Source organism: Paenibacillus sp. NN59, from assembly GCF_057597225.1.
Window position 1 is genome coordinate 455,116 of the sequence record NZ_CP199678.1, and the last position, 16,291, is coordinate 471,406.

Annotated in this window: 4 protein-coding genes; all 4 read left to right on the plus strand. The window is 39.7% G+C overall.

Annotated features, from left to right (window positions below; translation table 11 throughout):
• The first annotated feature begins 302 nt into the window (after window positions 1–302).
• Genes ACT89M_RS02155 through ACT89M_RS02170 form a run of 4 tightly spaced genes read left to right on the plus strand, consistent with a single transcriptional unit; the run spans window position 303 to window position 16,237 of the window.
• Window positions 303–5,882 (plus strand): type I polyketide synthase, encoded by a 5,580-nt coding sequence (locus ACT89M_RS02155; RefSeq protein ID WP_308723006.1) that lies wholly within the window; start codon window positions 303–305, stop codon window positions 5,880–5,882.
• Entirely contained in the window at window positions 5,866–12,366 is a 6,501-nt protein-coding gene (locus tag ACT89M_RS02160) for an amino acid adenylation domain-containing protein (RefSeq protein WP_487344977.1), read from the plus strand. The genes ACT89M_RS02155 and ACT89M_RS02160 overlap by 17 nt, the downstream gene beginning before the upstream one ends.
• A gap of 51 nt (window positions 12,367–12,417) precedes the next feature.
• Window positions 12,418–13,194: a thioesterase II family protein gene (locus ACT89M_RS02165; protein ID WP_308723003.1), complete on the plus strand. Its 777-nt coding sequence runs from the start codon at window positions 12,418–12,420 to the stop codon at window positions 13,192–13,194.
• 16 nt (window positions 13,195–13,210) lie between these two features.
• Window positions 13,211–16,237, plus strand: coding sequence for an efflux RND transporter permease subunit (locus ACT89M_RS02170; protein WP_308723002.1), 3,027 nt, complete (start codon window positions 13,211–13,213; stop codon window positions 16,235–16,237).
• Window positions 16,238–16,291 lie beyond the last annotated feature (54 nt).

The following is a 16,291-nucleotide window of genomic DNA, read 5'->3' on the forward strand; positions in this document are numbered from 1 at the left end:
ATATAGTTATGTTGGACTAGTTATTTAAATAAAAGTAACTATTTACAACAAAATGGTTTATGGTTCCAAAAAACTATGATATAGTAAACTTGGTATATATAACCTATATTGTGATCTACATATTCACAATCGCGCATTCATAATTGGGGAATAACCCCAAAATTGCTTGGGGAAGGGATGATGGTTAAAGCTGAATTGCCTCAGATCTCGATTGTCGTAAAAAACATTTCATGATGCATGATGTTGATGAGTATGTCACGATTTAATATTTCTGTGTTCGTATAACAATGGAGGTAAGTGATATGAGTAGTTTTACTGAGCATAAGAATGAGCCTATTGCAATTATTGGTGTGGGGTGTCGTTATCCGGGCGGAGTGCATTCTACTGAGTCATATTGGAAGTTGCTTGTAGATGGAGTTGACACGATTTCTGAAGTGCCAGAGGAGCGTTGGAACAAGAATACATATTACAACCCTAAGAAGGAAAATATGGGTAAGACACAATCTAAGTGGGGTGGATTTCTAGATAGAGTGGATCATTTCGATGCTGCTTTTTTTGGTATTTCTCCAAGAGAAGCGGCGTTAATGGATCCGCAACAAAGGTTGCTGCTGGAAATTTGTTGGGAAGCAATGGAGGATGGACTTCAGGTTCAGGAGAAAATGGCAGGTACCGATGTAGGCGTGTTTATTGGTGCTTTTACATTGGACTACAAACTACTACAGTTTTCAGAATCAAACAGACACCTTGTTGATGCACATTCGGCTACCGGAGCAATGATGACTTTATTAGCGAATAGAATCTCATATGTCTATGATTTTCGTGGGCCTAGTTTAACAGTAGATACTGCTTGCTCTTCTTCACTTGTTGCTGTACATCTGGCATGTCAAAGTCTTTGGAATGGCGAAAGCTCCATGGCATTTGCGGGGGGAGTAAATGTAATTGTAAAACCAGAATATTATATTGCGGAATCCAAAGCAGGGATGTTGTCACCAGATGGTCGCTCCAGAGCGTTTGATTCAAGAGCTAACGGTTACGTTCGTGGAGAGGGAGCAGGAGTAGTGCTACTTAAACCCTTATCAAAAGCTTTGGAAGATGGCGATCCTATACATGCTGTAATTCGAGGAACTGGTAGTAATCAAGATGGAAATACACCGGGAATTACTGTGCCAAGGGGTGATTCACAGAAGCAGTTGATTCAGGAGGTTTATAGCAGAAGCGGAGTTCATCCGCAGAGCGTAAAATATGTAGAGGCTCATGGGACGGGTACTCCAGTAGGAGATCCAATTGAAGCTAATGCACTTGGCAGTATTTTTGGAAATCAGGCCGAAGGCCAACAATGTTACATAGGATCAGTCAAAACAAATATCGGACATACAGAAGCTGCTGCAGGGATTGCGGGGTTGATCAAAGCAATGCTATGTCTTAAAAATAAACAGATTCCTGCACATCTGCATTTTGAGAATCCGAATAAGGATATTGACTTAGAAGCATTAGGGATAAAGATACCGACAAAACTGACCGAATGGCCGACTAGAGAACATGAACCAGCTATGGCGAGTGTCAATTCCTTTGGCTTCGGGGGAACAAATGCTCATGTGATTTTGCAAGAGTATAATGATAAGCCACAAGATGCGAAGAATTCAATAATTAAAGATAAGGGAGATTCAACACCTGAAAATGTGATCTGTCCCATTGTAATTTCGGCACGTAGCCAGGATGCACTTAGAGATTTAGTACTTGCTTTTAAAGAAAAATTCGCCGGATCTACATATAGTCTTCAAGATATAGGATACAGTTTAGCTCGCAAAAGGAATCATCATGATCATAGGTTGTCTATCTCTGCTGTATCCATTAATGACTTGAACGAGAAAATTGATCAATTTCTAAATGGAGATATTGGTGATGGAATCAGTTCTGCAATTTCTTATGGGAAGCATAAGCAACCGTTAGCTTTCGTATTTACAGGTATGGGTCCTCAATGGTGGGCTATGGGAAGAGAATTATTAAAGGAAGATGTGGTATTTCAGGATTTTGCTAAAAAATGTGATGAATTATTTAAGAAATTTTCAGGTTGGTCTTTAATTGATGCTATGAATGCGGATGAAATGCATTCCCGTATGGATGATACGGAAGTCTCTCAACCTGCCAACTTTCTCTTACAGGTTGGTCTTGTAGAGCGATGGAAGGCATGGGGGATTGAACCTGATGCGATCGTAGGACATAGTGCTGGTGAAGTAGCTGCCGCATATTGTGCAGGTGTGCTGAGTTTAGAGGATGCCATCAAAGTTGTCTATTACCGAAGCCATCTTCAGCAGAGAACAACAGGATGTGGACGTATGGCAGCGGTTGGTTTATCCCACGAGGAAGCGAAGATTGCGATCCATGATATGGACCAGATATCCATAGCGGCCATTAATAGTCCAAACTCGGTCACCCTAGCAGGAACACCGGAATCGTTGGAAAAAGTTATCCAGTCATTGGATAACAAAAAGATCTTTTATAAATATTTACATGTTAACGTGCCATATCACAGTCACTACATGGATCCATTGGAAGATGATTTGATTCGTGGGTTAGAAGATATCCATGTTATGGAGGGTCATACACCGCTATACTCCACTGTTACTGGGAAAATAATGAGTGAAGGAGATTTCTCAACCCAATATTGGTGGAAAAACGTAAGAGACTCTGTTCTTTTTGCAGAGGCTGCAGGAAATATGATCAAGTCAGGTATTTTGAATTTTGTAGAAATTGGCCCTCATCCTGTGTTAGCAAGTTCTTTAAAAGAATGTTTGAGTCTGCATAACTCTAAGGGTGAGACATTCACATCCTTGCGCAGAAAGGCAAATGATAGAAAGACATTAATTGATTCATTGGGAGCACTATATAGTAAAGGGTATAACATAAACTGGCCTGCGATATATTCGGAATCAGCAGAAATGATAGCTATGCCTATTTATCCTTGGCAAAGAGAACGTTACTGGCAGGAATCAAAGATGTCAGAAGAAGAACGGGTTAATAGCCCCACGCATACTTTATTAGGAAGAAGATTGAATACACCAGATCCTACTTGGGAGAACGAATTGGACTTGTGGTGCTCTCCATTTCTGGAAGATCATCAGATTCAGGGTACGATTGTCTATCCGGGAGCAGCATATGTCGAGATGATGCTAGCTGCTGCTAAGGAATTATTTGGGGATACAAGCTATATCTATGGTGAAGATGTCAAGTTTAGAAAAGCACTCTTCTTATCTCCTTCCGAAATAATTAAACTCAGATTGATTTATGTTGAGCAAACTTCAGAAGTTGAAATTTATAGTCAAAAACTAGGGGCATCCGAAGGGTGGACTTTGCATGCCACAGGTTCAATTCGAACTGACGCTGGAACAAATAAGCCTGGTTACGAGCTTGCGAGTTTGAAAGAGCGGTGTGAGTTAGAGATATCCAAAGAAAAATGCTACTTACAGTTTAGAAAGTTTGGACTGGAGTACGGGGAAGGCTTCCAAGGGATCGAAAGATTGTGGCAAGGAGAACATTGTGCACTTGCTCAAATTTTGGTACCAGAATGTATACATTCTGAAGTGGACAAATTCCAGATTCATCCGGCTGTATTGGATCAATGTTTTCAGGTTCTTGCTGCTGCACTCCCTTTTCAGCAAGAAGACGAAAATTCTTCAGTGTACATGCCTGTTGGGGTTTCTAAAGGTGCGCTTCATGCACCATTGAAATCCAATATGTGGATATACGCATCTATCACAGAAAAAAGTGAAACTCTACTTAAAGGCGATATCTTCCTTATGGATTCTGAAGGTAAGACTATCATGGAAATTTTAGGGTGTGAGGCTATGTCATTGAAGGATGATACTGCTTCAAACTCTGTCAAAGTACCTCAAAGTATCTATGAAACGCAGTGGATTTTAGGGCCTAGGCATAATCCAATTGATTATGCGCCTGTGAATCATCAAGAGAAAGGTGCTTGGGTTGTGTTTTCTGATATGCAATCTATTGGTTCTATGCTCATTGAAAGATTAGAGGGGCAAGGTGAATATTGCTATCGTGTCAGTCACGGTTCAACTTATGGGAGAAACGGTGAGAACTTTATCTTAAATCCTTCCAGGTCTGAAGACTTTGTTAGTTTACTTCAAAGTGTAGTCTCTGAAGGCAAACGATTAAAAGGGATAATATACAACTGGGCCTTAGATATTTCTGAGGGCAGTATGATAAATTCGGAAGCTTTAAATGAAGCAGAGCAATTGGGTAGCATCGGTATTCTCTATTTAATGCAGGCCATAACACATAATCGACTTCAAGATAAAATTCGTGTATGGGTGGCGACCAAAGGAGCACAACAGGTCGTGGATGCTGCTCCTTTAAGTCAGATTTCTCAATCTCCGATTTGGGGATTGGCTAAAGCGATCGGTCATCAGGAGTATATGGATCAATGGGGAGGAATTATTGATTTGGATGATGATTGTTCTGCTGAGGACAATTCATCCCATTTATTTGAGGAAGTGTGGTATACGGATGGAGAAGATCACCTAGCTTATAGAATGGGACAGCGGTATATCCTCCGGTTGGAAGAAGATATTACATTGAATAGTTCCATTCCTGCCAAATTCCGTGGCGATGTGAGTTACCTTATTACTGGTGGTTTCGGTGGATTGGGACTACTGACTTCTAAATGGATGATTGAGCATGGAGCACGACGCTTGATCCTAATGGGTAGAGCAGAATTTCCAGAACGTAAGAGTTGGAGGGATATAGACCCTGAATCTGTACAGGGAAAGAGAATTGCTGCTGTAAAAGAATTGGAGAAACTGGGTGCGACGATTCATTTTGCCAAGGCTGATGTATGCAATAAGGAAGAAATTGAACGTGCTATTCATGAATACAATGAAGCTGGCTGGCCGGAAATACGTGGTGTCATTCATGCTGCTGGAGTTGCAAGACCTCAATTACTGTATCAGATGAATCAACACGACTTCATTAATGTCTTGCGCCCTAAGGTGCTAGGGGGCTGGAATTTGCATGAACAATTTAAAGATGATCCTCTCGATTTCTTTATTTTATTCTCTTCGGTCGCATCTATAGTGGTTATGAGTGGGCAAGCAAACTATAGTGCAGGCAATTCATTCCTAGATGCACTCGCGCATTATCGCAGAGCAAGAGGGATGCATGGATTAAGTATCAACTGGGGGCCATGGCTTGAATCAGGTATGGCAACACAGTTGGATTTACTTAACTTTTTTGACACACGTGGGTTGTTTGCAATGACCAATAGCCAAGGTCTCGAAGCCCTCAACCATATTCTATGTCAGACTCGAGCGCAGTTCACTGTGTTAGGAGCTGATTGGCCAAGAGTCGCGGATAAAAACTATCCTTTAGGTAATGTACCGCCATTGATTGCATCTCTTGTATCGAAACATAGAGCTCTGCAAGCTCAATCTGATTCTGAAGGTCAGCGTACAGTAAATTTTGTCGAGGAGTTAATGTCCGTTACTGAGCCCGAAGAAAGATTGGAAATGCTTGTATCTTATCTTTTGGATGTTTCAAGTACTGTACTTCGAATGAATAGATCCAGTATTGAGGCATCATCTCCACTCAATTCTTTTGGGCTAGATTCAATGATGGCTATGGAGCTCAAAGGAGCTATCGAATCTGGGTTACAGGTTAGTGTCGCAGTAGTTGATCTTTTAAGAGGAGTAACTACTGAAGATTTGGCTATTAGTATCATGGAAATGCTGATTGAAAAACAAGCTGGTCAGTCTGATCAAACGGTAGAAGAACTATTATCTGAGATGGAAGAGTTGCCAGAAGATATGTTACATGAAATGCTTAGCCAAATTGCAGCCGGGAGTGAACAAGTTGGGAAATCTCAATGATCGCATTTCAGCCCTGTCTGAAGAACAAAAGGCCTTATTGAAGCTGAAGCTTCAGTCAAAATTGCATCAGGAAGCTGAAGTGCAAGAGCTTGAATTGGATGTTGATTATGAAGCATTGTCCTTTTCGCAAAAACGCCTCTGGTTTCAGAGTCAATTGGATGTGGAGAGTGCAGCATATAATATTCCTTCTGCATTTTTGTTATTGGGGGATTTGAATCCACATATATTAGAGCGTTGCTTTTACGAATTAGTAGAGAGGCATGAAATATTACGTACAAATATCGTTGTTAATACAGAAGGTGAGCCTAGACGTAATCAGCTGTCTAATGTAGAGGTAACAATTCCGGTTGTGGATCTAACGGACTTGTCAAGAGATGACCAACGGAAAGAAAGAACTCGAATTGTACAGGAGGAGATCGGGAAACCGATCTCTCCGACTTCTTCATCCGTTCTATGGCGGTTGTTATTGATACGTCTGAATCAGGATGAGCATTATCTTGTCATTACGATGCATCATCTGATCTTTGATGGATGGTCAGTTACATTGATGCTTCAAGAGTTAAGTGCGCTTTATACTGCGTTCAATAAACAATTGTCCTCACCTCTGGAACCGTTGACAGTTCAATATTCAGATTATGTTACTTGGCAGAAACATCATAAATCGGAACAGGTCTTGCAGAAGCAATTGAAATATTGGTCAGATTACTTGGAAGGGGCGGCATCCGTCCTTGAGCTGCCTACTACATATGTACGTCCTTCTGTACAAACTTTCAATGGAGCTTCATACGTTCTCGAACTGTCAAAGGAATTAAATGAGAAGCTTAAAAATTTGTGTGTTTCTGAGGAAGCAACACCATTCATGGTTACCCTTGCAGTATTCAAAACATTATTATATCGATATACGGAGCAGTCGGATATCACATTAGGTGTTCCTGTTTCTGGCCGAAATGAACGTCAGTTTCAGCAACTGATCGGAGTTTTTGTTAACACGCTCCCGATTCGAACTGTTTTTGAGGAAAAAATGAGTTTTAGAACGCTACTTAGAACAATCAAGATGAACTCTTTAGAGGCATTTTCTAATCAGGATATACCTTTTGAGGATATTGTTCAGGCGGTGCAGCCTAATCGAAGTGCAAGTATGAATTCATTGTGTCAAGTGCTTTTTACATATCAAAAGGCAGTACCCAATTTTCAGCTAGATGATGTTTTAATGAACTATCAGCCTATTGATGGAGGTACTTCAAAGTTTGACTTATCACTAGACATTTTGGATGGTGGGAATCAATATCCACCTAAATGTATCTTTGAATACAATACTGATCTGTTTGATTTCTCGTTTATGAAACGTATGGCTAGTCATTTTGAGATTCTGTTGGAGAAAATCTCGGCCGACCCTGATGCTCTTCTGGGTCAATTTACATATCTAACTCCTGAAGAGATAAATAAACTTAAGTTTTGGCAAGGTACTACGATTAATTATTCGGAAAATGATAATTTTTGTACATTGTTCGAGAAAAACGCTATAGATAAAGGAAATTCCATTGCTTTGAGTTTTAATGGTGAACAAGTTACTTATCGTGAATTAAATGAACGTTCCAGCAAACTGTCCGCATATTTAATTGATAAACCAGTGGAGGCTGGAAGTGTAATTGGTATATGTTTACCGAAGTCCATAGAATTCATTGTTGCTGTCATGGGGATTCTTAAAGCGGGAGCGGCTTTTCTACCTATGGATCCTTCGTATCCTACCAGTCGTTTAGAACACATGGTAGTGGATTCAAAGATGGAACTCGTGGTCACGAAAAATGATGTTAGTTGCCTGGATTTCGGCTCTTGCGATGTAGAGAGAGTCTTGATTGAAGAAGCGGTTTTACAAATACCAACTAACAGTTGTACTCGTATGGTTTCAGGCGATGAACTTGCTTATGTGATATACACATCTGGTTCTACTGGGTTGCCTAAAGGCACGATGGTGACTCATCGTAATCTCATTCATGCTTATCGGGGTTGGGAACATGAATATCGTTTATCTACTGAAACGACTTCTCATTTACAAATGGCCAGTTTATCCTTTGATGTATTTGTAGGTGATGTGGTCAGAGCCCTTGGGTCGGGTTCAAAATTAGTTTTATGTCCTTCTGATTTGTTGTTGGAACCTTCTGGATTGTACCAATTGCTCTATCAAGAAAAAGTAGATTGTGCGGAGTTTGTACCCGCAGTGATCAGAGGGCTTATGCAATACCTTGATGAGAGTAATCAAGATCTTGACTTTATGAAGTTACTCATTGTCGGTTCAGATACGTGGACAATGGAGGAGTATTCAAAATTAAAGAGTTTGTGTGCAGATGACACTCGCTTAATTAGTTCCTATGGGCTAACAGAAGCTACAATAGACAGCTCTTACTATGAATATCAGAACGATACTGCTCACTTTAGTGAGACTGTTCCGATAGGGAAGCCATTTCCCAATACGCAATTACTTATTCTGGATAGACATAGACAAGAGGTTCCAATTGGTATCACTGGTGAATTGTACATTGCTGGTGATGGGGTAGCAAAAGGGTATATCCATAAACCTAACTTAAGTGAAGAGCGTTTTTTGATAATTTCCACAGGGGTTAGACAAGAATTGTCTGTTTACAAAACTGGTGATTTAGCCAGATACCTAGCTGATGGGAACATTGAATTAGTAGGACGCTCTGATTTCCAGGTGAAAATACGCGGGTATAGAATCGAGATTAACGAGATCGAAAAAAATATTCTACGTGTACCAGGTGTCAGCCAATGTGTAGTCGTTGTCAAAGAGGACAAATATGCATTGAAATATCTGGTTGGATATATAATTTGTGAAAAAGAAGCGGTCGTCACGAGTAAAGATGTACGAGACTATTTGAAAAAACAATTACCTGATTACATGGTACCCTCTTCTGTTGTTGTGTTAGATGAATTCCCATTAACAAGTAATGGGAAGATAAATAGATTACTTCTTCCAACGCCCACTGTTTTTGATATGAGTGTAGATACAATGTATGTGCAACCTCGAACAGAACTAGAAGAAATCATAAGTGGAATCTGGAAGGACGTTTTTGGGGTTTCACGGGTTGGCGTTCAAGATGACTTCTTCGAGCTTGGCGGATATTCCTTGTTGGCTATGAAGATTGTTGCCCAGATCCGTAAGGCTACTCAGGTTGAACTACCCTTGCAAGCTTTATTTCAAGCCCCTACTGTAGAAGGGCTTGCTGAGACGGTAGCATCACTTCTTAACAGTCAGTCGACAAATGTAAGTAAGACAAATACAGATTTAATGCTTATGATCCATGCCGATCCTATAAATAAATATAAGCCTTTCCCGCTAACTGACATTCAACATGCCTATTGGATCGGTCGCAACGAAAGTTACGAACTCGGAAATGTTTCCACACATAGCTATGATGAGTATGAAGCGCAATTTCTCGATATAGAGAAATTTGAGAACGCTTGGAATGTGTTAATCAAGCGCCATGATATGTTAAGAACAGTAGTTACATCCGAGGGGATGCAGAAGGTTCTTTCAGAAGTTCCGTTCTACCAAGTGAAAGTTACAGATCTTCGAGGTGAAAAACAAGAAGAAATTAAAAATTCAATTGATGCAACGAGACAAGAAATGTCACATCAGATGTTGAATCCACATCAATGGCCTGTTTTTGATATTCGGATTACTTTGTTGGATGATCAAAAGTCACAGATTCATTTCAGTACAGATGCCATAATGTGGGATGTATGGAGTTTTGTTATATTAATGAGAGAACTTGTTTTGATATATACAGGAAGGGAATCGGAACTTAGTCCTTTAGAAATTTCATTCCGGGATTATGTGATGGCACAACAAGAATTTAAGAAGTCAAAGCAATACAAGGAAGCTTTTGAGTACTGGAAAACTCGATTACCTACAATGCCTCCGGCACCTGAACTACCCTTATCACGAAATCCGACAGAGATTATAAAACCTAAGTTTGTTCGCTATCATGAAAAACTGGACATTGAATCATGGACTCGATTGAAAACCAAAGCAATGAAAATTGGTATCACAACAACAGGAATCTTATTAACTGCTTTTGCAGAGGTCATTCGAAAATGGAGTAAGAATCCTGATTTTTCATTGAATCTAACCTTTTTAAATCGAAATTCATCTCATGCTCAAATTAATCAAATTGTTGGAGAATTTACTTCGGTTCTATTATTTGAGGTGAAAAACCATAGCACATCCACTTTCAGTGAGCGTGCTAGACAAATTCAGAACCATTTATGGAATGATCTCGAGAACAATTATATTAGTGGCGTGGATTTAATCAGAGAGTTGAATGCAACTCATGGCGGAGGCAATCAAGCAAAGATGCCTGTAGTGTTTACCAGTGCCCTTGTCGTTCCAATTCCGGACGAGAAAGAAATGCCTTTCCCTATCAAACCTGTAGAAAGCTTGGGAGTAACCCAAACTTCACAAGTTTGGCTTGATTGTGGAGTATGGGATGATCGTAATGGGCTCTATTGCAATTGGGATGTCGTAGAAGAAATGTACCCCCCAGGCTTTATCAAGGAAATGTTTCGTGTATTCTGGTCGCTAGTGAAGCGGCTTGCAGAAAATGACGAAGTCTGGAACCAGCGGTGTATTCCATTAGTTCCTATGAATCAATTAGAAAGAAGGAACGAAACTAATCCCCAACAGCAGTTGCAATGCGCTGAGTTGCTACACACACTATTTAATAAAAGCGCACTTATTCATCCTAATCACCCTGCCATTATTAGTTCTCATAACATACTGACCTATGATGAACTTTTCAGAATATCGAATCAGATTGGTAGACAGCTTCGTTCGTATGACATTCTGCCGAATCACCTGGTGGCAATATACATGAATAAGGGCTGGGAGCAAGTCGCAGGCGTGCTGGGGGTTATGCAAGCTGGTGCAGCTTATATGCCGATTGATCCAGATCTCCCCGAAGAAAGATTGAGAGAATTAGTTGAATTCACAGAAATAAAATATGTCCTGACTACGAATGAACTATTGGAAAAAACAAGGAACTTACCTAGTGTTTTTACAGTGGTTATTAGTGAAGAATCACTAAAAAGTTGGTCAGATGAACCTCTGGATACAGTGCAGGCTTCAAGTGACCTTGCGTATACCATCTTTACATCAGGCACTTCTGGTAAACCAAAAGGTGTAATGATTGATCATGCAGGGGCTGTTAATACGATTATGGATGTTAACAGAAGATTTGCCGTAGATCAGAACGATAAGGTATTTGCTCTATCAGCATTTCACTTTGATCTCTCTGTGTATGATATTTTTGGAAGCTTGGCAGCAGGAGCTACAATCATCATTCCAGATCATCATAGGTTACTGGAGCCAGCACATTGGGAACATACCATAAAACAAAACGGAGTGACCATCTGGAACTCTGTGCCTTCGCTAATGGCGATGTATGTGGAGCATTTAAGAAACCACAATAAAAGTTCAACGACACTGCGATTAACGTTGCTTAGTGGCGACTGGATTCCACTATCTTTACCAAGTCAAATTAGATCTGTATCAAAAGTAGAGGATATTGTCAGTTTGGGGGGAGCAACAGAAGCTTCAATATGGTCAATCTTCTACAGAATTAATGAAGTGGAGCCAGATTGGAAAAGCATACCCTATGGGAAAGCGCTATCGGGACAAAAAATTTATGTGTTAAATGATGCACTTGAACCCTGCCCTGACTGGGTCACAGGACAAATCTATATCGGAGGAGTCGGTTTGGCTAAAGGGTACTTCAAAAATGAGGAAGCAACCAAGTCGAGTTTTCTTTATCACGCCAATGAGCACATCTATCGAACGGGAGATTTAGGAAGATATTTACCGGATGGAAATGTTGAATTCCTGGGTAGAGCAGATATGCAACTGAAAATTCAAGGATATCGAATAAATCCCAATGAGATATGTTATCAACTGCTCAAACATCCTTTAGTAGATGATGCGGTTGTATTATCGGTGGGTGAACCAAAAGCTTATCAGAAGTTAGTAGCCTACTATCGAGCAACTGAAAATCCCAACAATATTAGTGATGAATTAAGAAGCTTTTTGGCGTTGAAATTGCCGAAATATATGATCCCTGTAGCTTTTGTAAGGGTAGAATCGTATCCACTTAATGCAAATAACAAGATTGATTATGATTCTCTGAAGGACGGAGTAGACTGGACGTTGCACATGATCAATAACTATCAAGCTCCTTCTACAGCGTTGGAAAAAAGTATTGCCGCAATGATATCCAATATACTCCAGCTCCCTCTTCCTGGGGTAAGAGATACTTTTTATGAGTTAGGAGGGGATTCGCTACAATTAGTCAAGCTACTTACGAAGTTAAGAGAATACTATAGTATTGATCTACTTGTGGGAGAACTATTACAGAACCCGACAATAGAGAAGCTTGCTATATGTTTGAACCAGAAATATGGTATTGAAAATTAAAATAGTTGAATTCTTCAAAGAAGGGGCTGCTGATTTTTGAATAGAGTTTCTATGAAAAAGTATAATTCATGGATTGTAAGTTTCTATCCTGTAGCAACCCCCCGGCTTCGTATTTTTTGTTTTCCCTACGCCGGGGGGAATGCCATTGCTTACAAAGACTGGGGAGATTATTTCCCAGAAGATATTGAGGTTTGCTGTATCCAGCTTCCTGGGAGAGGTGACCGCTTGCTGGAGTCTCCAATCTCCTCGATCCCTGTAATAATGGAGAAGTTAGGTGATTGTTTTCTCGATTTTGCAGAGGGGATACCATTCGTTTTTTTCGGCCACAGTATGGGTGCGTTATTGGCCTTCGAATTTACGCATTATCTAAAAAAACATCATCAGATCGAGCCGGAGGCACTGTTCGTTTCTGCTCATCGCGCTCCCTATCTACCTAGAAAAGATAATTCAATATATTATAATTTGCCGGATGATGAATTATTGATAAGGTTAAAAGAATTAAACGGGACTCCTGACTGGTTTTTTGACGAGCCTGAACTGGTTAAACTTTCACTGCCAACGATCAAGGCAGATCTTGAATTATGCGAATGTTACAGTTATCAAGATTATCCCTTATTAAACATCCCAGTATATGCTTTTGGAGGAACAAGAGATCCTGAGATCAGTGAAGATAGTATTAAAGCATGGGAAAGGCATACGATGTCAGAATTTTATGCGAAGTTCCTGCCGGGTGATCATTTCTTTTTACATAGCTCAGAGGAATTACTTGTTTCTGAGATATACAAGGTAATGAGGAAAATTGTGTTGTCTAGTGTCAAACAATCGTAATAAGAGGAGTAGAGCCATGTCCTTTCTTTCAAGATTTAGTGTCAATAATCCGGTTGCCATATGTATTGTAATTATTTTGATTGTTGTTGCTGGGGTTTATTCTGTCCCTCGATATAAACAGGAGTCTCTACCATATGTTGAGATACCATACTTACACGTGACTACAGTATATGGAGGGGCATCTTCACAAGAGGTACAAAATGAAATCACAGTACCTATCAATCGTGCGTTAAAAAACGTTGAGGGTATAAAGGTATCTCAATCCACCTCTGCAGCAAATTTTTCTGATATAACGATGGAATTTGGATTTAAAGAAGATATGAATGAAAAGCTGAAGCAGGTTGAGGAAGTATTAAGGGCGGTTACTCTTCCGGCTGGAGCAGACAGACCACAAACCAGTAAATTTACGATTGATGATAAGCCGATTATGTATCTGTCTCTCAGTAAGCAAAATGATATTCAGGACAGTGAGTTTCAACAAGTTATAGCAGATGAGTTGATGCCTAAATTAGAGAATGTTAGTGGTATAAGTCAATTAAAAGTGTATGGGCTTGCATCTAAAAACGTTTACGTCAAGCTTGATCCAATTAAGTTAGAAGCTAATAAAATTGCTCCTCAACAAGTGATCCAGTTGCTGAGGGCAACCAACACAACAATTCCATTTGGCACCATTATGTTAAATAACTCTTCTACAGAAATACAAATAAGCGGAAATTTTGATACTATCGAAGATTTGGAAAAATTTGCACTTGAACCCTCGGGGCAATTAAGACTTAGTGATGTAGCAGTGATAAGTGAAGGTTTTGCTCAACAAGACACAATCACTAGACAGGGTGGGGCAACAGGCAGCTTGATACACATTATGAAAGATGCCAATGCGAATGTTGTTGAAATATCTGATCAAATACAAAAAATTTCCGATGAATTTGACTCAGGCAAAGTTAAAATGGAAATTATCTATGACAGTGCAACGGATGTAAGAAAGTCGGTTGGTGGATTAACTCGTGAAGCCATACTTGCTGCTATATTTGCTTCATTATTTATATTTATTTTCCTAAGAAATGCAAGGGCTACGTTAATCGCGATTGTTTCTATTCCATTGTCGATATTGATCACGTTAGCATTTTTGAAGTACTTTACGGATATTACGATGAATGTGTTAACCCTTGGTGGTATAACCGTTGCTATTGGTAGAGTTGTTGATGATAGCATTGTTGTGATTGAAAATATAATAAGAAGATCTAGAAACGAGAAAATAACGAAAGATCTTGTCGTTGAAGCTACAAAGGAAGTTGGTAAGGCTGTGACAGCCTCGACGGTTACAACTGTTGCTGTTTTCTTACCGCTAAGTGTGGTCAGCGGATATATTGGCAAAATATTTGCTCCGTTCTCACTAAGCGTCATTGTTGCTCTGGTTGCTTCTTTAATAGTTTCGCTAACAGTAGTGCCTATGTTGAGCTATGTACTTCTTCGAAACGCTAAAGTTGAGCAACACAAAGAAGAGGGGCTTCTTATTAGAAGTTATGTCAGATGTCTTAAGTGGTTCATAACGCACAAAAAAACTGTGCTTATTGGAGCTCTAGTATTCATTTTACTTAGTATCCCTTTGGTTAAATTAACAGAAATTACTTTTTTTCCGCAAAAGAGTGGTAAATATGTTAAGTTAATATATAACCTTCCCAAGGGTGTGAGCCTTGCTGAAGTAGACTCAAAAGCACAGGAAATTGATACTTTGATTAACCAGTCATCAGATGTAAAAAAAGCCGTTGTAACCTCTGGTTCACTTCCAGGTGAACTTGATCCTAATACGTACTTAGCCAGCACTGGTAATAAGGCCGAATGGTTTATTGCGCTACAAAATGATACAGACATTCAGAGCTTTATTGCAAATACGAAAGATCAATTAAAGGAGTATATCAGCGGAAATAATTTAGAGATTAGAGAGATTATTGATGGACCCCAAGGGCCTGATATTTCAATTGTAATTAACGGATCAGATTTGAAGGATATCAAATCCTCGACTGAACAAGTCATCGCTGCGTTAGAAGGAATTGAAGGAACAGCAAATATCGCAGGCAGTATTTCTGATTACACCAAAGCAGTTGACGTCAACATTCGCGCAGAGGATGCATTGAAATTTGGACTTACAACCGGACAGGCATGGGAATTAATTAATCCGATCTTCTCTCAAAATACTGTGGGTAAACTGGGGAATCAAGAAAATGCTTCTGATATTGTTGTACAGTATGACAAAAAGAGTTACTCCATAAATGAGTTGAGAAATCTCCCTATTCTATCACCGACTGGTCAATGGATTACAGCAAAAGATATTGCTGATATCAAGGAGGTTGAACATTTAGGATTAATTCAATACCAAAATGATGAGCAGTTTTCTGTAATTACAGGGCAGATTATTGCTGATAATAGCAGTGATATTAATTCAAAGATTAAAGAAAAACTAAGCTTGATCCAGTTTCCGGATAATGTAGATCTTGTACAAGGAGGAAGTAGTAAACAGGTTGAAGAAATGATTACAGATATGGTGCTCGCTATCATTATAGCTGTAGGACTTGTGTATATGGCTATGGTAGTAACATTTGGAGGGGGGAAAATACCTTTTACGATTTTGTTCTCATTTCCTTTAGCTTTTACCGGAGCGATTCTTGGTACTGTACTGGCAGGCCAGCCGATCTCTATAGCCAGTTTAATTGGTTTGTTAATGCTTATTGGTATTGTTGTGACTAATGCTATCGTACTGGTAGATCGAGTTCAACAAGAACGTGCGTCAGGTTTATCCATTCGTGAAGCTTTAATTCATTCGAGTAAAGTACGAGTTCGTCCAATAATCATAACTACAGTCACTACGATTGCAGCGTTATTGCCGCTTGTTATTGGTGTAGGTGAAGGTGGTTCTCTGGTTTCCAAAGGATTGGCTGTCGTGGTCATTGGTGGATTAATTACATCGACTGTTCTTACGTTGTTTATTATCCCGACTCTTTATGAGGTGTTCCATTATCGAAAAGTACGAAGTGAAACGAAGTAATTTCAGGCCTTCAGTGAAGTCTATTTTGCTTGTAAGCAACGTCCCTATAAATTT